The sequence below is a fragment of the Nostoc cf. commune SO-36 genome, from assembly GCF_023734775.1.
GTDB lineage: Bacteria > Cyanobacteriota > Cyanobacteriia > Cyanobacteriales > Nostocaceae > Nostoc > Nostoc commune_A.
In genome coordinates, this window is sequence record NZ_AP025732.1 from 2114829 (window position 1) to 2136453 (window position 21625).

The window sequence follows — 21625 nt, forward strand, 5'->3', positions numbered from 1 at the left end:
GCTTCATTTAGTAGGGTTTTATGTTTTGCCTAATAATCAAGCATAGTCTTATGTTGAGCTATTTGGGCAAAAACTCGACTACTTTTTTTAGCCAAGGTATTGATTCATTACAATTTATCAAAACTGTCAGATATTTAATTTACTACTTTATTCTTGCTGAAGTCTCCCTAATATCTCGATGCCATCGTCCATCTTTACCTTGTCCAGGAATTTCATTGATTCCTAAAGTTCTTCTCAAAGCTAAATACGACTTACCTTCTTCTGTAATATGAAAATAGTTTTTCAAATCTCCCTTTCCATCTTGTTGAACTTTTTCAAGCCCTTTATCCAGAAAATTATTAATAAATCCCATTGCTCGAAGATGCTTCAGTTCCCTTGCTAAATCATTGTCAAATTCAAAGTTAAATTCTTCTTGGGAATCAAGCTGAATCATATGCCGAAGCTCATTGCCATCAATCAGATATCTAACTAGAAATTGTAATGTTGCTGATTGTTGATCCTGAAGCAAGTCAATTCGCCTTTGTTGTCTATTTAGTTCGGCGATTTGCTCATCTTGCAATTTATTGATATCATCCTGAACTTCTTGCTTAAGTCTCCTGAGTGCAATTCCCGTCCCTGAAATTGAGATATCATCTATGCTATCTAGCAAACCTGAGTTAAACAGCAAAATCAAACTAAATATAATAACTTCTGTATTCCCAATTCTACGGTTTTCTTGAGGAGTTGGGGTAGGAGAAAGTACGATAAAAAGTAAATATAATAATCCTGTAATAGACGCTATTTTTAGAAACCACCAGTTCATAGTTGGCTTAAGCTTTTCTTTGGGTAAGCTAGCCTTGGAGTTTAGCAGTGACAATGGCTGTTCTAAACCGCGCTCAGATTGGTTAAAAGCTAGTTTTTTGAGCGTTTCTAGCTCTTTATTAGCCATTTGGATTAGTTGGTGGGATAGGGTACAGAAGATATTGATTGCAGGGAGTGTGATCTGTATGCTAAATGGGAAAGCGCCACCTTGGTAAAAGATGGTGTAGCGCTATCCACTCAACAATTAACAATTTTAAATACCACTAGGCTGCTCACTGAGCAATTCTTCTATCACTTCATTCACCGTTTTTTTCAGATAAACGGCTCGTTCATCTACTGCCCTTACCCACTCAATAGGAAACCAGTGGTGTTGCCCATCAGGAGCATTATTCTTCGTCAATTTGATATACTTGCCTTCCTCCACGGAGTCGATATTTCCAATATGTGTGTCAGATGCCCCTGATAACCCGCCTGGGCCTTCTGCATAAACAGGAAGATGTTCTTTAATCTGTGATACGTCCATTTTGTACCTATTAATTGAATTGGTAAAATGTAAAACCTAAATCTTACAGAGTCGTTTTGTTTGTAAACAGATAAGTTTTTATGCAATTACATTAGAGAATACTTTGCACTCTTGACGATATGCTTCAATCTACAGACAGATGGTATTGCACCAAAATAAGTAATTTACAGCAGATTTCAAGGAAGGTGAAGTACACAACGATAGGTCTGTCAGTAGACCAAAAAGTTTTGCGATGCCTTATGCGTATGATAAATAGCGTTTTTTGGGAAATTTACAAAAGGTGATTGCTAGGGATAAATCATAGATTTAATTTAAACCTCAAGATAGGGGAATAGGATACTAAATAAATTTAGAATCGGGTGTATTCCCTCACTAATTAAGGATAAACTCATGCCAAGTGGTCATGCCAGCCATAAAAGCGGTTCGATCAAACACACCCATGATAATGGACAGATTGATACTGCTACCGACGTAACAGTAGACCCGCAGGATATTCTTCCTGAAGCTGTGGGCTACCCATTCGATGCTCAAGGAACTGTGGTCAATCCTGCTGCTACAGAACGACCACAAGACTCACAAGACGAGCATGAAAAGGATTAAGCGTTATTGGGGCGTTAGTTTGTGTTAGTTATCACAATTTTTTTTAAAAGAGATTCAAACTTTTGAAAGGTTTCTGCACCCCGATGTGAGCGCTAGCATTGCAACTACTAGGTTTGATATTATCTTCTGACTTATTAGCCCCCGACCGTTCGGGGGATTTTTTTTAGTAGGCAATCAGGTGCATAACTATCAAATGAACCCTAAACTTAATGTAACAACATCAGATATATTTTGTTAATTATTGACTATTATTTGATGTCAAGCGTTGCAGCATAACCCTTTTAATTTATCAGCACAAGCAGGAAAGTTTTATTTAGATTGATTGGCTCCATGTGTTACTCATTGTTTGATAATCGTTCAACCATCTGCATTAGAGCTAATTGCATTTCTGGCGTAAATTCTAACCTACCAGAACGCACATGTAAATCTAATTGAGCAAAAGGAATTTCAATTTGTCTTTGCTGTAAATTTTCGTAAATATTGTAGTATAAATCACTTTTGAGCAAAAATTGTTTATTGGGTTCCGCAGTCCAAACTAATAACTCAAAATTTAAGGTGTTGTTGCCAAATTCTTTAAACAATACCAAAGGAGAAGGAGTCTGCAAGACGTTGGGATGCTTAGAGGCTGCCTCTAACAAAGCATCTTGCACTGCTTTGGGATCTGAACTATAAGCAACGCCAACGGGGAGATGAAGGCGAGAAATCGGGTTGCGGTGGCTCCAGTTGATTACTTCTTTTTCCAAGAAGCGAGAGTTGGGTACAATGATGGAAACGTGGTCAAGAGTACGAATCTCGGTACTTCTGGCACCTATTCGCTCTACAGTACCTGTATATTCTCCAACTTCCACAAAATCTCCAATCTGAATCGGACGCTCAAATACTAGTACTAAACCACTGCCAAAATTCTTAGCAATATCCTGTAAACCAAAGCCAATGCCAACGCTTAAAGCACTTGCTAAGATTGTCAAAGAGCTAATGTCAAGCCCCCAGATTTGTAGCAGTACCAGTGTGCCAATAAAAATCAGACCATATTTAAAAAGTATTACAATCGCTTCTTGAGCGCCACGATTGATTCCAGTTAAATAGAGAATGCGAGAACGTAAAAAATTGGTTATGGTTCCAGCAAAGATAACTAAGCCGAACAACAAACCAATCAAAATTATTAATTCAGTTAAAGAGTAAGGATTCTTGCCTAATGTCAGAATAGGTGAGGTGAAACTGGTGATTAGGATATTTGAAAGTTGGTAGCTCCATTGACGAGTGAAAGGAAAGAGATTAGTGATGTAAAGAATCGCACTTATCCAAAGTCCGATACGCATACTCACCAACACTAATTTAAAAAATAATTCTAATACTTTAAGTGGTTCCGAATTAGGTATGGAATTGCTATTAGTAGTTAAGCGTTGTGATATTATTCGAAAAAAGTGATGCCTAATCCATCCCAATAGCCAACTGAATCCGGCAGTTATAAATAAAATTGCTACTGCTACAAAAGTTGTTTGTTGAAGATATGTTCTAGTTCGCTCTAAGTTAGCTTGCTGTAACGCTTCTTCAATTTGTTGTGCCCAAATTTTTGCCTGCTCATCAACTGTGCTACCTGGAACAGTATCTTGTTCTGTCACTGTTAATAGATAGCGGTCATTTAGCAAAATAGTAGGTAGTTGATTGCGTTTTTCAATTTTAACTTGAATAGACTCAGAAGTTTGAATCGCATTTTTTAGCTATGAATTGATTAAATTTGTCCGTTCTTGAGCGCTATATTGGCCAGAATCGCTGATCTGAAAAATCTGTTGCCCATCCAAAATTACCGGAGCTTTTGTTAATGCTTGAGCAACTACAGGAGTTAACCATAAAAGCAAAACAAAAGTTACTATTACAATGAGTATATTGAAATATTTTGATAGCAGTCGCCAACGGTGAGAAGAAAACATCAATATTCTAACAGGATAAATTTACTCCAGCTAATTAATATTAACTAAATTTAGGTACACCTATTTGTTAACTGAAACAAAATCAAGAGATAAACTTTAATTTAAAGTTGCATATTTCAGTACTAAAAAATATCCTGAGTACCTCGGATGTTAACACTGTTACTTTTTATATTCCAGCTTCTTTGAAAGCCGTGGATAAAGGGATTGATATCGCATCCAAGCCTCTTCTAGGGCTGAATCAATTGATTGGGGAGTTGCAGCAAGCGTTGGTGTGACTGCCAGTTCGCTTGTATCATTAGCATCTGCGTATACACCAATGCCGATACCCGCCAGTAGAGCAGCACCACGCGCGGAAGCAGCAGCAACTGTAGTTGCATAGAGAGGTATTCTCAATACATCAGTAAGTAATTGTTTCCAAGGCATTTCTACGGTTCCACCGCCTGCTAAACGCAGTTCTGTCGCTTTAAAACCTGTTGCCTCAAGTGCTTCAAAACCTTGTCGCAAGGAAAAAGCAACTCCCTCTAAAGCCGATCGCATCAGGTGCGCCTGTGTATGATGAAGTCCAAGCCCCACCCATGCCCCGCGTGCATAAGGGTCAAGGTGAAGAGTTCGCTCACCTGTGAGGTATGGCAAAAATGTCAACCCTTCACATCCTGGAGGAACAGAAAACGCTTTAGTATAGACTTGCTCCCAACTCAAGCCGAGGATACCTCGCACCCACTCAAGCGCTAATCCGGCATTTTGCATTGCTGCAAGGGTGTACCACTGGTTAGGTACGGCGGCTCTATATAGATGTGTGCGACCATGAGGATCAAGAATTGGTTGGGAGCGAGGTGTAATGATTTGAGCGCCTGTGCCAATGGTTAGTTGAACCAAACCAGGCTCTAGTAGTCCGTTACCAAGTGCGGCGGCGGCTGTATCCGCAGCACCAGCGATCGCTCTTAAGCCAACTTTTAAGCCAAGATGCTCTGAAGCACTAGCTGTTAAGTAGCCTGCGATCGCACTAGAGGGGAATAATTTTTGGCAACCAATCACAACGCAGATTTAGGGCTGAAATTGCATCCCATGGCCCAGTTGTCTGACACAACATCATACAGCAAAGTACCACTAGCGTCAGTATGGTTCGGTTGCAACTTCTCCAGTCAACCGTAACCGTAGCCAATCTTTTGGCTGAAGTGCCCAACGCGCTTGGGCGTAGACAGTAGGCTCATGTTCTCGTAGCCACAGTAAAGTTGAGCCAGCCATCCAGCTGTAATCGGGTTGCCCAATCGCTCTAGAATAGCCGCATTGAGCGAATGATAAGTGTTAAGCGTGGTACTAGAGCGAGTATCTGCCCAGAGGATAGCAGGACGCAGTGGCTCACCCAACTCCGAAGTTAGAACAACACCATGCATCTGTCCTGAAAATGCGATCGCCTGTACTTGATCAGCATGATTTCCCACTGCCTTCCTAACAGCCAAGCAACAGCTAACCACCAGTCTCCTGGCTCTGACTCAGCCCATCCGGGGTGAGGTGCATGAACTGGATATGGTCTTGATGCTTCACCGATAGCGGTTCCGTCTGTCGCCAGGAGCAATGCCTTAGCAGAGCCTGTTCCTAAATCTATGCCAAGTAGCATTAGGCTAATCCTCAAATACCTAAAAGTTTAAGAATCCCAAATTAGATTTGTTGCTGTAATAAAGCAACAAATCGCTCCTTAAGTTGATAATGCCTTAGTGTACCTGCAAGAATTAGACTAGTGATCCTTTAACCAATCCCGTCTCGCCCAAATCGGGTAGAGAAGTGATCGTTAATATGGCAAGCTATGCAGGAAGGAGTATTTGTCCATCCAAATATGATCGCTTACTCAGCCTCGAAGTTGTTCAGGAAGTTGAGCGCGGTTAACAACTTTTAAAGCAGCTTCATAGTAAACAATTGACTTTTCCAAATTCTCGGCTTTGTCTCCTATAATCCTATCTGTATAGACAAAAGCAATATGTATAATTTGCTCATAGATGAGAAATTCAAACTTCTACACCAAGAATGCATAAGTGATCCTTTATTAGTTGTTTGCCTAAATGCATTGGATATGGTAAATGAATATTACCCATAGACCATGCTGGTGAGATTCGTAAGTAGTGCGGTACTCGGCAAATTGATTTTAGGCTTTCTTCTGTTTTTTGAAAATCCGAACGAATGAAGAAAGGAAGCATTTCTAACATCTGCTGGTGCTTGAATGCAATATTTACACCGTATTCGTCATCTTGAGAATCGAGCATATAGAGTTCGCGTGCTGTTGGGGTATCTTGAGCTTTTTGTGTTTTCGGTAATTTTCCAATAGAGAAGTAATGAAGCAACTCAGATACAGAGATATCGTAAAAACCACTTAAGCGAATTAAATCTCGTGCTGGAGAATTCTCATTCCAAGCTTGGCGATTGGTGATGTATTGAGTTGTCTCGTCGCCAGTGCGGAAGCGAATTATTCCTAGCAGGTTCCTAAGTTGGTTATGGTCACGAGGATATACACAAGCATGACCGGGAACGTGTTGGAAGTCTAAGATATCCCGTTTTGCAAGAAGATATTCATTTTTTAGCTGGAACCAAGCTTGACCTCCGTTTTCTTCACCACGTTCATTACGCCATACGTCGGCTTCGATTAAGACAAGGGTAGGTTTTTCGCTTACTAGCGTTAGTACATCCGCCGCAAATTTTGCAAGCTCTATTCCCTTTAACTGAACTGTTTTGTAATTGCGATGCCTGCGGCGGGCTACGCCTACGCACCGTACCCGTGAGAAAATCTGTCCCAGTTCAATCCCCGCCTCTGCATAAGGAATCCAATTGTTGCGATCGGGGAATAACACATCAACTGCACCATTTGCCCGCAGACGAACAGCTAAGGCATAGTGAATATTATCTTGTCCTTGAGTAGCTTTTCGGCGACAAAGGGCAATTACATCTAGATTTTGGGCGATTTCTTTGGGTATTCCTGCCCGTTCATAGACTTCTGAGGGCAGTCCATAAAGTGCCCCAACTTGGCGTAGCGTTACATCCAGTACAGCATTCAGAATACGTCCTTCTGTCTTCTTGCTGTAAAATGCCGATGTATCTGTCCTTTCATCTTCTTTGTCAGATGATTTTGGTTTAACTGTTTGCACCATTTGGGAACCGATTTTTTCTAACACACAAGCTTCACGAACCACTCTATAAATGCTTTGTTTAGGATGAACTCCCTTCTTTTTCGTTTGTCCAATTTCAATAATTGCAAAACAGTAAGGCTTAGTAGTAGAGTCAATTGAAGCAATAACCTTATGTTTCAAAAAGTTGCGCCATGCATCGAGTTTCATTTGATGCTGCTTGCGAATCTGTTTGTCAAATTCTTGACCATCTTTAGTTGAAAGTCCGGCTGTGTCGAGTGGTTTCAAGAGATTTGGATCATCAATCCACACAGATGATACTTTGATATGCTCTGGAAAATTTTCTCCTTCATTGAGCAGGAAAGCATCACGCAATGTCTGGCAAGTTACATCATAGGTATCTCGTTCGCGCCACAGAATAAAAAGATGTGTGGGTTTTCCTTGTAACGCCCGCTCAATCGCATCAGCAATGATCGTTTGTCTCTCTTGACGACGGTTATTTACACGTTGCTTAATTTCTTTTTCAGTCAGATTTTCTTTTTGTTGTTTTGTAAAACTTGGAGGTTGAGAAATATATTCGTAATCACGCATCGCCAAGGGTGTTTTTTGACCAGATGGAGCAGGAATATCAGATTGCATTGGATTATCTGATATTAAAACACCGTTTAGAAGCTCTAACACTTGAGCAACAATATCACCGCGTTCCTGTAAACTAAATCCTGGTTTAATACTATGTCCTCTTTTATGGTTTTCATGTTCATACTTGTATCCTTCAGCATGAACTAAATAATATTCATCTCTATTCCAGTTAGGATGATTATCTAAATTGCCGTATCTAGAAGGGTTGCAACGAATGTTATCGGTTGTTTCAAGGGGACGCGCTTTGAATGCAGCTAACAGATTTGGTAATTGAAATTTCCACAGATTACTATCTTCTCTTCCATTGTTCTCAATGGTAAGACGGATCAAAGTTGAATCTACTTCGTAACCAGATAAACGTTCCTCATTCATTCCCATCAGTACAGAGATTTCACGACCATAATTAGTTTCGATTAATGGCTCATGAGCATATCGTTGGCAACTTAAATGCAAAAAAATCCACGGTTGAAGCTTGCCATTTTGGTTGAATCGTCCTGCTTGAGTCTGAACGCGAAAATCCAAGCGATAGACAAAATAACCTTCCCTTTCGTTGCCATAGTCATCTGTGTACAGTGCCGGAAATGCTTGACTGACTATGAATAGTCCAGTACGACCAGAACCACCGCCTTGTACTTTGCGCCACTGGATTTCTTGCTCTCTTTGCCCAGAGCTAATGACACACTTTTTTCCATGTAGCAATGTTGCCAAGAAACTAGGAATGGCTTGGTATCCCAGTCCTTTTTCGGCATTGATGTTTTGAATAAGCGTTTTTGGAGTAATAGGTTGCCAATTCCAATTAGTGGGAATTATGGCCATGTTTTCAAGGAAGCGATCGCAAACACTATTTACCTGATCTGCTTTACCCTTGCCATCAAATTGCTTTGCCCACTCCTGCGCCCAAATAATCACTAACTCATGTATTTTCTCAGGAGTTGGAACTCGCAGTGGATTTTCAACCGTTCCTACAGCTAATGCTCGATAATCGCCTGTATTAAAGTATTCAAAACCATGTGTCAATGTTGATGCACAGGCAAGCAATCCATTGTTTAACTGTCGATACGGCCAACGAACCTTTGATTTACGCTGAGGCAACAGAACTTGTTCCATGCTGTTACAAAAGTCACCAACAATTCCTAAAAATGGAAACTCAAGTACCGCAATTTCTAAATCTGTAAGAGCATCTTCTGCAAGATTCATTCTGGCAGGTAAGAGAATAGGAGGTTGCACGTCTTTTTTAGGCATTATGAATATCCTTTATACAAAAAATTTACCAATGCAAATCTTCGATTCCTTCCAGTGCATCGGCTAGAGGCTTGTAAAGCGCATTTCCTACTGTGTTTTCCTCGCTGGCGTAGTCGCAGATTCGTAGAAGCATAGCAACCAGAAGACTTGTCTCTTCTGTATCTAGTTCAGATAATTCTGGATCAGCTTTCCTTGCAGCACTCTTGGGTGCCCAAGCTGCATCGACAAAATAACCACGAAATGGGACACCTCCACGCAAAAGACGACCAACGGCTTGAATAACTAATCCAGCAGTAGTTGCAGCAAGGTCAAATCTAGGAAAAGCAAGTAATTCCTGATTATCGCGCAGAGTTTTATAGTAGGAACGTTGCTCAACCGATCGCCAGTAACGCGCCGCTAGTTGGCGCACCTTTTCAGCACGTTGCACAATTCCGTCTCCTTGTTGCCATGCGAGAAAGTCTGCTTTATCCGCCCAGTCTAAAGCGCGACGGTTCATTTCTTGGGCGATCGCCTGTGTATCATGTGGGTGTGGATATGGACGAGTCAGAAAGTAAATAGAACCAAATGCGGCTTTACCGTTGGCATTCAAAATATTGAAACCACGCCCGATCGCATTCATAGGAGCAACAAGAATCTTTCCCTTAGTTTGCCCAAAAGTTTCAATATCTGCACGATTGAGCGCACCCTTATCAGGTGGTTTGATAAATTTTGCTAGCTCATCAAAGTTATCTTCCGTATATGTCTCTATATTGTCAGGAACTAGGTGATAAACAAAGTCCTGCATACTTGACCAGCAATTGCGAATTTCGTTTGCTGCCCAACGAGCTTGATCGTATGAGTTGACTAGTAAAAGAAGGCGATCGCGATCCTTCCAATGGTTACTTAAATCATTTTCGCCAAGATGTTTTAATTCCCTAAGTTCTTGCCCTAAATGCCCTGTACCGTTAGTACCAACGAGCGATCGCGCTATTTCCTGAAACAAGCTCATTTTGCGTCGTTCGGACATACCAGAAATACGGAGAGGTTGGTTCTTTTGGTTGAATTGGGGAAGAAATTTGAAATGGCTTTGAGCGATCGCATCTCTCGCCCCCTGTTCTGGCATTAAAACCCCTTGCGGATTAGCAACGTGAAAGCTGGTAGAATGCGGTAAGTAGGATGTTCCAGAAAGTGCCAGCACATTGGGGCTACGTTGACCGTTAAAATCTGTTAATAAACGATGAAAGTTTAAAATGTAGCAGCGTCCAATATTGGTGTAGGCAAACAACGTTAATGCATTATTGCTGCCATTTCTGGAGCTTTTATTATCGTCATTTCCTCTGGAATAATAAGTGCCGAACTGTCGCCCCGTGGGAGGCAATGGCAAAATATTCAACATTGCAGCAGGCATCCGACGATGGGGTGAATCATCGTTGATTGATTGGGGTCGGTTGTGCCATTCATAGAAGACAATTCGAGTGTGCCGATCTAAAAGAGCGATCGTCAGCGCAAATTGGAGGCGATAAGCCAACGTTTCAACAGTATCTACATCTGGCTCATCCCCGTTCGGTGAACGTCGCTGTTGTTGAGAACTTTGATTGCGATTCTCCAATTCTGTTCGCAGTTGCGCTAAACGCCGTTCTGTATTTCGGAAAAATTCGATAATCCAAGCTTTACAAGCCCTGTAGATATTTTCATCTGAAGCACTTTCTCCAGTACTATTGATTTCTTGCATAAGACGCGCAAGGCGAAAGACTGGATCTCGATTTGGGTTAGATGAAGGCTCCATCCGCAAGGGATCATCCTCGTTAAGCAGTGCATCAAAATAACGCACAATTGGCTGAACAAGTCGAGTATTTGCTCTTGAAACTGCCTCAGATGTATCAGAAGGTTCAAATTCTTCCAATCCAGCAAGACGACGCGCAAATTTGAACAAAAGGGAGTTAGGTGTAAAGTAACCTCGCTTGATCCATTTTCGGAGAAATTGATGTCCAACCTGTTTATCGAGTAGGGTTAGTGTTGCTGTAATTGCTTTTTGTGCATCACGTTCTGCTCCAGTCCATCGTTGCGTTGATGGAGGCATAACACGGTTAGTTTTTGAGAATTGTTCAGTTTTCACGCCAATATCATCAAAAACGCCGCTATTACCACCGTCAGTCAGAACCACCTCCTCAGCATAAGTGTCATCAAACCACTTGATGATTGTTTCTATTTCATCGAAGACCACAAAATCTGATTGTTCGTTGACGAGTTCACCGATTTTGATCGGGCGCAACTCTAAATGACGCGGTAATCCTGCCATTGCCATCGCGCCAGGAGTTGTAATCCAAACACGAGCATTTGGCATATCACGATAAACCTGTTGGGATGGGCATTTATCAAAGAATGGACACAAATAGGATGAACCGAGGTTTTTACGTCGCTTGCTGCGATCGCTTTTAGGCATCTTTTTTAGAGTATGACAGGGTTCAATTCCTGCTTTAAGAGCTTTGCCGTCTAGAAGTTGAATAAAATCACGCTCTTTTAGCTGACCTTGGAGAGGACAAGCTGTTCCTAGCCAACGCTCACCCCAGTGAGGCTGTCCGCGTTGTCGATGTTCTTGATAATCTTTTGAAGCAGAAAAACTCTGAAGGTGTGCATCGCGTTTACTGCGCCCCAAGATTGGCACTGCTACTGGATCATCATTCTCTGGATCGTTACAAAACCACCAGTTAATTTGGTTTGCTAGTTTAATCGCTGATTGCACATCACTAACGACTAACGTGATGCGGCGATCGCAATGATGCCGCAAAATATTAACACTGAACAACTGCGAAACCGTGGTTTTTCCAGAGGCAACCATACCTGCAATGTTTGTGAATCCATCTAACTCAAGAATTTGCTCCTCTTGCGGAAACAGTGTTCCGTTCTCCTGAACTTTGTGGAAGTTAATTTTGCGAAAACGATCAACCCAGTGTCCTTTGGCAGTTTGCTCCCAGCCATATTGACGCGCTAACGCTTCTTCTCGCTGATCAATCCATGCTGCATCTAACTCTAAATCTGAAATACGAAGCGAAAACGAACTACGAGAAGGAGTTGTAGCAAACCAAGGTGACGGCTGTATTTGTGCATTTCGTACCTGCTGCTGTGTAAATCTGACTGGTACTATAACCGTCTCTTCTCCTGTCTTTGCCTCAAATTGATAAGTGGTTCCGGCTTCTACTCGTTTAACTTTGCGAAGCCGGAAATCTAAATTGGTATTTAAGCAACGTTCGTACAAATGTTGATGAACTTGATGCCGAAGATTTTTGGCAGCATTAATAATATAGCTATCCCAGTTTTGCGGAGTGAATTCGTCATAATTACGCCAATCTAGAGGAATCCTTAGATAAGAACGCAGTGCGCCTAACCAAGCGAAACGGGCGGAAAATGGAACTATTTGGCGAGTGTTAGCGATCGCTCGACGTTCCATCTGATTCAAACTCTGTAAGCGTGGATGTCTCAAAGGCATTCCACTCAAGATTGCCCAAGGTGCGGTGACTGGCTCATCATCAAGTTTCAAATACTCCATCAGAGCAAAGCCAAGCTCTACCTGAAGCAACAATTCAGCTTGAATACGATCCAAACCTGCTTCCTTCAGCTGTTCGAGCCGGTCTTTAAACTCGGTCGGTGCTTCAAATAAGCTCATCTGGCTCATGGACTATTTTCCTTCGCGCAACTGCTCAATTTTATGGATAACCCTTTCCTCAAATACAGCATCACTCAAAAGATGAGTACTGCTAGGCAGCTTTGTCGCCTGTTCACGAAGAATTTCGATGTAGTCCTCTCGTTGTTGTAGGCGTTGGATGGGAATAACATAAAAGCTCTCGTTATAACGCAGATCGCCCTCACCGAATAGAGGTGTCAGCTTTGGCGCTAAATTGTAGGGGCTTCGGTAATCTTTGATATCCACAGCCCAGGTTGATTGGTCACAGAAGCGTAGTTGTAAGTCATAGCGATCAATACCTGGATAAAGATGGATGGCACAAAGCTGATCTGAATATTTGTTTTGAAGTTCTTCCAACGCTTTAAATAAACGCATCTCAGGAATACCCGGTAAACAAATACGCAAATGGATACCAAACTTCAGGCGACGCAGCCCTTGTTTCCAGGTAATTTGTCGAATAAAGGGCAAATTTTGGCGATGGTCGTTGCAAGCACTGGGTTTAATACCACGTAACTTTCCATACTTTTTAAACAAAGGGCCGCAGCGATCGCAATTCCAACAAGGCTCATTTTCTTCACACTCATCGTAGAGTTCGCCAACTTCTTGAATAGAAATATGTCGTGTCGTAGAAAATGCTTTACGAAGCTGTGCCGGAGTTGTGTATGGATTCTCAATCAAAAATAGACGCAGCAAAACATACTCCTGCTGAATGCGCTCAGGATCGCTATCGTTGTTGTAAAGTTCTTGTAACCGTTCCAAAATTCTCTGAAACTGGAAATTCTCTATGGCAATTTGCTTGGTTAAAGTGGTGGCAAACTCTGACAACTTGGTTTTTTCAAGTAGTTCCTCATATAAATATCGGCTTGCTTCTTCACTCAACCCCCATTCATAAAGCAGACCAAAATCAGAGTCAAACTCTTTTGGCAGTAAGCGCCCTGGATACCAAGTTTTTACAGGTTTTTCGAGTAATGCTAAAAGACCAGTTAGAGTCCGTGGGTATGTTACAGCAGTTAGCTCTAAAGCTAGTTTATTAAGAGCGTGACGAAGCAGTTCAGGATATGGATACCTGCCATCTCGACGGACAAACTCTGCTAAACCAAGGATGAGATTATCAAATTCATTACTTCTCATTGAAGGTAATCCTTCATTTAAAGGATTTTTTTAACAGCACAAACTTTTTCAAGCGTGATACATTTGTTTCATAAACCGTACAATATTATTTATTTTGTGTCAACTAAGAGACAGTTTATTCTTTTGTGATACAGGAGCAAAGGAATGGGAAGTTATCTAGATATAGAACGGTTAGCAAGCCTAGTCCGCAAAAAACGCGGCAGCAGAGGACTACGGGAAACATCGGCGGAGATTGGTAATGTTAGTCCATCCACTCTTTCACGAGTAGAGAGTGGCAAAATGCCGGATATGGAAACTTTTCTGGCACTTTGTAACTGGCTAGAAGTGCCGCCTGCGGAGTTGTTTAGAACCTCAGAGGAGGATCAACTGGATACGCCTGAAGCGATCGCTATTCAACTACGCGCTGACAAAAACCTTGATCCAGCGATCGCTAATGCTTTAGCATCTTTAGTTAAAGCAGCGTATCGCGATCTCTCTCAAAATAATGGCGAATTGAAGCAAGATCCCTAAATATATGCCATTAATTCAAAGTCTATCGCCGGAATTTAGGCAACGCTGTGAAGCGATCGCAACTGAACAACGAAGCTTACTTCGAGTGCGATCGTTTGAACCGTTACCCGCAGACATTCTAGCAACCAAGTTAGGGGCAACACTTTTTACACCCGATCAGGTTCCGAATTTAGAGCCAGAGCAAGTAGCAGTGTTACTTACTAGCGATGGGTGGTCAGCAGGGATTATACGCTATAACCCACTATGGATTGTATACAACCCGCGTCATGCACCTGCACGGTATGAATCAAATCTGATGCATGAAATAGCCCATGTGTTGTTCAATCATAAGCCTGTAGGCTTTGATTCGGTAACTGGACTACCAAAACGCAAACAAAACAACGAAGATGAAGCAACTTATCTAGGGGGATGCCTGCAAATTCCCAAACGTGGTTTATTATGGGCGACACAACGAAACATGCAGTTAGGGACTTGCAAGAAAATAAAATACCAGCCATTCTAGAAGAGAAGAAGCGGTGAACTGTCCGCGCCTAGTTTAAATATCTAGAATGGGAATCCCTCAATTCATGCTCACCGACACCATCAAATCGACCTTTAAAGATGCAGCACAGAAACTGACTAGCAATCGCAAACGAGATTTCATGGCAAAAGTTACCGAAGATTACTTCGATAGTTCAGCACGCATTGCAGAAACCGTTATGGGATGGAATCGCCAGAGTGTGCAACTCGGCTTGCATGAAAGGCGGACGGGGATAGTCTGTGTAGAGAATTATCAGGCAAGGGGACGACACAATAGTATTGAGGTATTGCCCAACTTAGAAGCAGATATTCGTTCATTGGTGGATGCTCAAGCTCAAGCCGACCCTAAATTTCAATCGACCTTTCTGTATGCCCGCATTAGTGCCAGAGCAGTAAGAGAAGCATTAGTAAGTGTTCATGGCTATAACGAGAGCGAATTGCCATCTCGTCAAACTTGTGGAGAAATTCTCAATCGCTTAGGGTATCGCCTAAAAAAACACAAAAAACGAAACCCTTGAAAAAGATTCCGCAAACTGATGCCATTTTCGAGAATGTGTTCCGGGAGAATCAGGCATCAGATGAAAACCCCAAATCGTTGCGAGTGTCTATAGATACTAAAGCTAAGGTGAAGATTGGCAACCTTTCTAGAGGCGGTAAAGCTCGGACAATGGAGGCGAAAGCTGCTGATGACCACGATACACAGTGGTCATCAGTCTTAGTTCCCTTTGGCATTCTCAATACACATAATGACCAGCTATCGATTTACTTGGGTCAGTCGGCGGAAACCAGTGATTTTATCGTCGATTGTTTAACCGCTTGGTGGCATGAGAATCAACACAATTACCTGGAACTTGATGAGTGGGTGATTGATCTTGATGGCGGTGCCGCTACTCGCAGTAACCGCACACAATTTATCAAACGCATGGTTGAGTTGTCTTGTGCAATTAATTTAAAAATTCGACTGATTTATTATCCCCCTTACCATAGCAAGTACAATCCAATAGAGCGGTGTTGGGCTGCCTTGGAGAACTATTGGAATGGTGCGATTTTAGATTCTGTTGCCGCCGCAGCACAATGGGCCGCCAATATGACTTGGAAAGGAATTGCTCCCATTGTACATCTGGTTCAAACCACATATCACAAAGGAATCAAGGTTCTCTCGCAAGAGTTAGAACAATACCAACCCCAATGGCAGCGTTCTGAAACATTACCCAAATGGGATATTACTATTGTCCCTGTTTAGCTGGTACTTTATTTTCTTGCAAGTCCCTTACCTCAGATTGCAGCACATTTTGGCGCTAGTGAAGCTATGGTGCAATTTCGCAGCAATGTAACTAATGTGCCTGTCAAATGCTCATAAGGTTTCAAAACAGCTAATTATAGGAAAATCCCAAAAGGGAGGAAAAAGGTTTCTTCTCCTACTTCCCACTTACTTTTTCAAGCTAGTGATAAAAAAGTATTGCTGTCACTTTGGCTGAAACCTAGATAACATTAAATTCGGGCGTGTTTACTGTTCGGGAGTGCCAAAATGTCTAAACAGCTGGGTCAAAAAATCGCACCTACACCTATATCGAATGATATCAATGTGGTGGATTTGATTGATCAATACTTTACCGCTTACAACTCAGCGCGGTTGCGGGAAATCTGCCAGTTATTGAGTCGTGATGTGTTAACGGAAGGTGTCACGGTGGGAGTTAGCCTTTCCGGTGCGATGACACCAGCAGGATTTGGGGTTTCAGCGCTTGCGCCCTTAATTCGCAACGGTTTTATTGACTGGATGATTAGCACTGGTGCAAATCTTTACCACGATATGCACTACGGTTTGGGTTTTGAACTCTTTGCTGGTAATCCATTTTTGGATGATGTGAAACTGCGCCAAGAAGGTACTATTCGCATTTATGACATTATCTTTGGTTATGATGTGCTGCTAGAAACTGATGCGTTCATCCGCAAGATTCTCCAAGGAGAGGCGTTTCAGAAGCGGATGGGAACGGCTGAGTTTCACCATTTACTAGGTAAATATGTTCGGGAAGTAGAAAAGCAATTGGGTGTGCAGCATTCCTGCTTGTTAGCTACAGCTTATGAATATGGCGTACCGATTTATACCTCATCTCCAGGAGATAGCTCAATTGGGATGAACGTGGCAGCTTTAGCATTGGAAGGTTCGCAATTGGTGATAGATCCATCAATTGACGTGAATGAGACAGCAGCGATCGCCTATAATGCCCGTGAATCAGGAGGTAAAAGTGCGGCTGTAATTCTCGGTGGTGGTAGCCCTAAGAACTTTTTGCTACAAACTCAACCGCAACTTCACGAAGTTTTAGGGTTAGAAGAACGAGGACACGATTACTTTATACAATTTACTGATGCGCGTCCAGATACAGGCGGTTTATCTGGAGCAACCCCATCGGAAGCCGTTAGTTGGGGTAAGATTGACCCGGATGAGTTACCTAACACAATCGTTTGTTATACCGATAGCACGATCGCTCTACCACTGGTGACAGCGTATGTTCTTAACAAATGCCAGCCTCGCCCCCTGAAGCGCATTTACGACAGGCGAGAAGCCATTTTAGAGAAACTGCAAAAAGACTATCTAGCAGCCAAATCCCAACCATCAGATCAGATTCCAGCAGCAGTGGCTGAAAGTGCTTCACAGCAAACAGCAACTTATCCCTGTGGTCGGCTGATTCCGAATACTCATTAGGGGATAGGGGATAGGGGATAGGGGATAGGGGATAGGGTAATAAAAAGGTAATCATTGATAAGAATATTGATGTGACAAGGTTTCAACTTCTCTTCTGCTTAAAAAAACCTACCCTTGAAAGCCTGCTTCCTGCCCCCTATCCAGTTGGCTTGATTTCTACCTTATGACTGAAGCAAAATGCATAATTAGTAGGAAGTGGCAACCTCCTATGTTGGAGAAGTGTCTCATCATTAAAGTAGTAGACGCCATAATCCAGAGCGTCAATTAAATACTGTGTGATTAGATGATCAGCATGAAATTCCAACTTTACTTAGGCTCTTTATTTTCCCAGATTAAAGCACGTCATTGGTGGCTAGGTATCTTTTTATGGATAGCTTTGGTTGCCCCAGCCCAAGCGTCTGTAATCCTGCGCGTGGCAATTGAAAGGGGCGTTAATCAGGTAAAAGTGGGCAGTTCTACCACTGGGATCGTCAAGGATAGTACTGGCCGGACTCTCGGACAGCTACCAGCGATGAGCGCATATTATGCCCAAGCAGTTCCTGGCGGAGTTGCTTTAGATAAGTGGCAGTCTGGTTTATTTTGGATTGAGCCAACTGGTAAAGGATTCGTTTATATTGGCGATCGCTGGTATCGCGGCAGAACTCTGGTTGTCCCCACAGAAAAAGGCTTAACAGCAGTTAACTGGGTTGATGACCAAGAATATCTCTACAGTGTTCTTGGTGGCGAAATGAATGCTAGCTGGCCCCAAGAAGCTTTAAAAGCTCAAGCGATCGCAGCCCGCACCTACGCCCTCTACGAACGAGAAAAACAACGGAATAATCCCGTTTACGATTTAGGTAATACCCCTGATCGTTGGCAAATTTACAAAGGTGTCATTAGTGAATCTCCTGCTACTTACAAAGCAGTTGATGAAACAGTAGGGCAGGTACTAACTTACAAAAACCGGATTATTCTCTCAGTCTTTCACGCCTGTTCTGGGGGACACACCGAAAACGTGGAAGATGTTTGGGGAAATGCCCTCCCTTATTTGCGGGCTGTTCAAGACTACGATCAAAATATCAGCGCGTGTAATTGGGTAAAAACTTTCTCCCCCAGTGAGATTAGTGCTAAATTCCCTGAAGTGGGCAGCGTGACGGCGATGGTTCCAGAGACATACTCACCTTTTCGCAGTGTTAAAGTCTTGAGAATTGTCGGTAACAAGGGCACAAAGATTCTACAGCGTGAACAAGTGCGAACAGCCCTCAAGCTAAAAAGCACCCGATTTAGCGTTACCAAGGGAGCAGATGGAAGTTTTGTGCTGCAAGGACTTGGTTTCGGTCACGGTTTAGGTATGAGTCAGTGGGGGGCGTACAATCTGGCTCGCCAAGGAGCGAACCACCTGCAAATTTTGGGACATTATTATCAAGGTGTAGCCTTAACACCAATTCAGGCGAAGTAATCAGGGATGGGGCATAGGGCATAGGGGATTGGGCATTGATTATTCCCCTTGTGCCCTTATCTCCCCTGTTTCTTATTCTCCACTCCCGCGTTCTAAGCGTTTTTGCCATTCAGCGTCAATTTTTGCGGAACGCTCAACTTCTTGGTCGAGTAAGTCAGTTTCGCTAGAATACACTAAATCTTCGTTGCCAATGACTTTTTCTGCGGCAAATTGTTGGGCATAGTCGATTTTTTGTTGCAAAGGTGCATCAGGGCTTGCCAATATCCTTGCTCTGGAAATGCGATCGCGGTTGCGATCGGCAATTTTGCCATTACGCCACTGAATCCAGAAATAACGCAATAATGGTAAGCCTAAAAAACCTGCTCCGTAAGCTAATAGCAGCCAATAAATTCCTTGCACAAAAACTACAAAAGCTCCCAGTTCACCCAATCGGGCAACAACAGTTCCATTTGTCAACAAACTTCCGAGTACTAAAGCACCAACAAAATTTAGTACACCCAATCCAGCACTCAGCATAATTTGCCCGGAAGTTGCGGCACTAAAACGCCAGGGAAATTCTTCTAAGTGATCTGATATTGCATGACGGCGCTTTTTTACTGCACTCACCTGCAACTCTGGGAAGTAATAAACAATTTGCCCTTCTGGACTTACACCCGGTTGCCCATTAAATCGCGTTAGAACGGGCAGCATATAATCTTCGTACTCTCTTGTATAGCCCTCGCCAAGATCATCCAAATATGGGGCAATTTGTTCTGCTACCACTGCACCACGGTTACTCCGAATCACTGTCGCAATTTCTTGCCAGCGACGTTCTTCTAAGTTGGCGTTAGGATTACCATCGCCAAACAAAAACGAAAAGACAGCTTCAAAGAAATTTAGATCGCTTTCTTCTCGCCTTTCACGCCGTCGTTCCTGGTAGTGAGTGTCATAATTTGGGCTAAAATACCAAAATAAATTTGGAAAATAGAAGAACCCCCCACCGCCGTAATTACTGCCCCGATTGTCGCCATTACGATCTGAATTCATAGAGGTAATGATAATGTAGATGGCAATAGTTATCAGGGCGATGGAAACAGTTAAGAATATTCCAAAAGAAATGCGAATCAGGTAAAACAGAACACTCCAGACTTTTTTCCACCATTCTTGCAATCGTAGCCGGAAGTATTTATTACGCAAAATTGCTCGAAAATTTTGTGGAAAAAGGAAAACTATATCGCCTGAATCCGCTACCTGCAAATGTCCGCCAGCATCAGATGCCAGGGCTAATAAACTTTGATTAGCTTCAGCGACGTTCAATCCTGCTTGAGTTGCCACATCACCAACGGTGACACGGTAGCCCAGTTGTTCCACAGCTTGCATGATGGTGGGACTAGGAGCCATTGCTCTCCCTCCTGTTAAAACTTATTCCCTTTTCTTAAGTTTGACACTCCCCTATCTATTACAGCGGGAATTCTTGGTTCACTGACTCGCCGTTAGACAGCAGGCTTGCGCCAACTGCCCAAGAGGGCAAATCTCCCCAAGCGTAGCTTCCGGTGTGCCCCACCGTAGTTAATCCTAATCTCAAGATGTTTATGCTGGCGTTTAAGTCCCTATCTGCCACATAGTTGCAATGTGGGCAAACATGAGTTCTTGTAGATAGGGATTTTTTCACCTTTTCCCCACAATTAGAACAGTTATGACTCGTATTATGGGGAGGAACGGCAACAGTTACCTTCCCATATTTGTGTCCAAAGTATTCTAGCCATTGACGAAAAGTTGACCACCCAGCATCAGATATTGATTTAGCTAGATGTCGGTTTTTTACCATGTTCTTCACATTCAAGTCTTCATAAGCTACCAAATCATTAGATTGGATGACGGAGTGTGCAACACGCTTGCAATACTCTTTTCGCTGCCTACTTACTCTTAAATGCTTCCTCGCATACCTAACTCTAGCTTTGTGGTAGTTGGATGATTGCCTAGTTTTGGCTTTCTTTCTTGCGGGACTGAACTTCTTGGACTTCTTGCGGTTCGCTCGGTTTAACTGCTTCTCAGATTTACGGTAAAACTGGGGTGATGGTTCAACCGAACCTTTACTATCAGCAATGAAATATTTTAACCCTAAGTCAATACCGACTACTTGTAAGGTAGGTTGAGTTTCAACCTTAATATCAACATCGACAGCAAATTGAGCATAATACCCGTCGGCGCGACGTACTAATCGGACGCGCTTAATCTGTTTGATGTTGTAATGATTAAGGTCATAAGTTCCCTTTAGCTTAAGAGTTCCTATCCCTTTTTTGTCTCTAAAAGTAATCGCCTTCCTGTTCTCTGAGAGTGCCCATCCAGGAAGTCTTGTATTCAACTGAACGGCAATTCTTTTTAAACTTTGGAAACCCCTTTTTACCCTTGGCTTTCTTCTTGCAATTATCGTAAAACCGAGCTATTGCTGACCAAGCACGTTCTGCCGCAGATTGTCGAGCCATTGAATTGAGTCGTCTGCAAAGGGAAATTCGGCAGCAAGTACAGCACAATATTTATTGAGGTCGTATTTACTCAACCCTTTCACATCCATCCATTGTCTTAAACACTTGTTTTGAATGAATTGAGATGTGCGAATAGCGTCATCTATTGCACAATATTGCTTATTCTTTCCTTTAACTTTGAACTCGTAAATTATCACTTGGCTCGACCAACCAACTATTGCATTATGCTAGCATATTTTGCATAATATAGCCGAATGAATTCGGCTATTCGCTTATATCCCCCGGATGAATCGCGCGGGTTTTACGCATCACACTCATAAATCACATGAATTTCGACCTGAGACGCAA

General features: G+C 42.5%; 13 protein-coding genes and 3 pseudogenes. 6 read left to right on the forward strand and 10 right to left on the reverse strand.

The window, feature by feature from the left end:
* Positions 1 to 142 precede the first annotated feature (142 nt).
* On the reverse strand, positions 143 to 928 hold the full coding sequence (locus ANSO36C_RS09330) for a hypothetical protein (RefSeq protein ID WP_251959301.1): 786 nt from the start codon (positions 926 to 928) through the stop codon (positions 143 to 145).
* Positions 929 to 1054: 126 nt separating this feature from the next.
* Positions 1055 to 1324, reverse strand: a complete 270-nt coding sequence (locus ANSO36C_RS09335) for a DUF2171 domain-containing protein (protein WP_251959302.1) — start codon at positions 1322 to 1324, stop codon at positions 1055 to 1057.
* 390 nt (positions 1325 to 1714) lie between these two features.
* Between ANSO36C_RS09335 and ANSO36C_RS09340 the strand changes: the two genes are divergently transcribed.
* Positions 1715 to 1924 carry a hypothetical protein gene (locus ANSO36C_RS09340; RefSeq protein ID WP_251959303.1) on the forward strand — a complete coding sequence of 70 codons (210 nt, stop codon included), beginning with the start codon at positions 1715 to 1717 and terminating at the stop codon, positions 1922 to 1924.
* Between the two features lie 335 nt (positions 1925 to 2259).
* Here ANSO36C_RS09340 and ANSO36C_RS09345 read toward each other — a convergent pair whose 3' ends face one another.
* The 6 genes and pseudogenes from ANSO36C_RS09345 to ANSO36C_RS09375 form a co-directional block, all read right to left on the reverse strand.
* Complete coding sequence (locus ANSO36C_RS09345; RefSeq protein WP_251959304.1) at positions 2260 to 3546, reverse strand: mechanosensitive ion channel family protein; 1287 nt, start codon at positions 3544 to 3546, stop codon at positions 2260 to 2262.
* A 468-nt stretch (positions 3547 to 4014) separates the two neighbouring features.
* On the reverse strand, positions 4015 to 4890 hold the full coding sequence (locus ANSO36C_RS09350) for an FGGY-family carbohydrate kinase (RefSeq protein WP_251959305.1): 876 nt from the start codon (positions 4888 to 4890) through the stop codon (positions 4015 to 4017).
* A 78-nt stretch (positions 4891 to 4968) separates the two neighbouring features.
* Positions 4969 to 5473, reverse strand: a pseudogene (locus ANSO36C_RS34795) (FGGY family carbohydrate kinase).
* 385 nt (positions 5474 to 5858) lie between these two features.
* Positions 5859 to 8849, reverse strand: a complete 2991-nt coding sequence (locus ANSO36C_RS09365) for an RNaseH domain-containing protein (RefSeq protein ID WP_251959308.1) — start codon at positions 8847 to 8849, stop codon at positions 5859 to 5861.
* Positions 8850 to 8874: 25 nt separating this feature from the next.
* Positions 8875 to 12501 (reverse strand): pPIWI_RE_Z domain-containing protein, encoded by a 3627-nt coding sequence (locus ANSO36C_RS09370; protein WP_251959309.1) that lies wholly within the window; start codon positions 12499 to 12501, stop codon positions 8875 to 8877.
* 3 nt (positions 12502 to 12504) lie between these two features.
* Positions 12505 to 13641 (reverse strand): restriction endonuclease-related protein, encoded by a 1137-nt coding sequence (locus ANSO36C_RS09375; RefSeq protein ID WP_251959310.1) that lies wholly within the window; start codon positions 13639 to 13641, stop codon positions 12505 to 12507.
* A gap of 144 nt (positions 13642 to 13785) precedes the next feature.
* On the opposite strand from ANSO36C_RS09375, the gene ANSO36C_RS09380 reads away from it, so the two are divergent.
* The 5 genes and pseudogenes from ANSO36C_RS09380 to ANSO36C_RS09400 all read left to right on the forward strand — a co-directional run bounded on the left by ANSO36C_RS09380 (position 13786) and on the right by ANSO36C_RS09400 (position 18812).
* A complete protein-coding gene (locus ANSO36C_RS09380) occupies positions 13786 to 14151 on the forward strand; it encodes a helix-turn-helix domain-containing protein (protein ID WP_104900453.1) in 366 nt (121 codons plus the stop codon).
* Positions 14152 to 14155: 4 nt separating this feature from the next.
* Positions 14156 to 14653 (forward strand): ImmA/IrrE family metallo-endopeptidase, encoded by a 498-nt coding sequence (locus ANSO36C_RS09385; protein ID WP_251959311.1) that lies wholly within the window; start codon positions 14156 to 14158, stop codon positions 14651 to 14653.
* 196 nt (positions 14654 to 14849) lie between these two features.
* Positions 14850 to 15913 (forward strand): annotated as a pseudogene (locus ANSO36C_RS09390) (ISAzo13 family transposase).
* A 285-nt stretch (positions 15914 to 16198) separates the two neighbouring features.
* The gene (locus ANSO36C_RS09395) at positions 16199 to 17374 is read left to right on the forward strand and encodes a homospermidine biosynthesis protein (RefSeq protein WP_251959312.1); all 1176 of its coding nucleotides are present in this window, start codon (positions 16199 to 16201) and stop codon (positions 17372 to 17374) included.
* A 292-nt stretch (positions 17375 to 17666) separates the two neighbouring features.
* Complete coding sequence (locus ANSO36C_RS09400; RefSeq protein ID WP_251959313.1) at positions 17667 to 18812, forward strand: SpoIID/LytB domain-containing protein; 1146 nt, start codon at positions 17667 to 17669, stop codon at positions 18810 to 18812.
* 72 nt (positions 18813 to 18884) lie between these two features.
* Here ANSO36C_RS09400 and ANSO36C_RS09405 read toward each other — a convergent pair whose 3' ends face one another.
* Entirely contained in the window at positions 18885 to 20192 is a 1308-nt protein-coding gene (locus ANSO36C_RS09405; RefSeq protein WP_251959314.1) for a hypothetical protein, read from the reverse strand.
* A 58-nt stretch (positions 20193 to 20250) separates the two neighbouring features.
* Positions 20251 to 21474 (reverse strand): annotated as a pseudogene (locus tag ANSO36C_RS09410) (RNA-guided endonuclease InsQ/TnpB family protein).
* Between the last annotated feature and the right edge of the window lie 151 nt (positions 21475 to 21625).

Excerpts from the sequence above, each read along its gene's own strand:
- ANSO36C_RS09380 (WP_104900453.1), top strand. The coding sequence starts at position 13,786 with ATGGGAAGTTATCTAGATATAGAACGGTTAGCAAGCCTAGTCCGCAAA.
- ANSO36C_RS09405 (WP_251959314.1), bottom strand. The coding sequence starts at position 20,192 with ATGGCTCCTAGTCCCACCATCATGCAAGCTGTGGAACAACTGGGCTAC.
- ANSO36C_RS09385 (WP_251959311.1), top strand. The coding sequence starts at position 14,156 with ATGCCATTAATTCAAAGTCTATCGCCGGAATTTAGGCAACGCTGTGAA.
- ANSO36C_RS09400 (WP_251959313.1), top strand. The coding sequence starts at position 17,667 with ATGAAATTCCAACTTTACTTAGGCTCTTTATTTTCCCAGATTAAAGCA.
- ANSO36C_RS09335 (WP_251959302.1), bottom strand. The coding sequence starts at position 1,324 with ATGGACGTATCACAGATTAAAGAACATCTTCCTGTTTATGCAGAAGGC.
- ANSO36C_RS09375 (WP_251959310.1), bottom strand. The coding sequence starts at position 13,641 with ATGAGAAGTAATGAATTTGATAATCTCATCCTTGGTTTAGCAGAGTTT.
- ANSO36C_RS09340 (WP_251959303.1), top strand. The coding sequence starts at position 1,715 with ATGCCAAGTGGTCATGCCAGCCATAAAAGCGGTTCGATCAAACACACC.
- ANSO36C_RS09330 (WP_251959301.1), bottom strand. The coding sequence starts at position 928 with ATGGCTAATAAAGAGCTAGAAACGCTCAAAAAACTAGCTTTTAACCAA.
- ANSO36C_RS09395 (WP_251959312.1), top strand. The coding sequence starts at position 16,199 with ATGTCTAAACAGCTGGGTCAAAAAATCGCACCTACACCTATATCGAAT.
- ANSO36C_RS09370 (WP_251959309.1), bottom strand. The coding sequence starts at position 12,501 with ATGAGCCAGATGAGCTTATTTGAAGCACCGACCGAGTTTAAAGACCGG.
- ANSO36C_RS09365 (WP_251959308.1), bottom strand. The coding sequence starts at position 8,849 with ATGCCTAAAAAAGACGTGCAACCTCCTATTCTCTTACCTGCCAGAATG.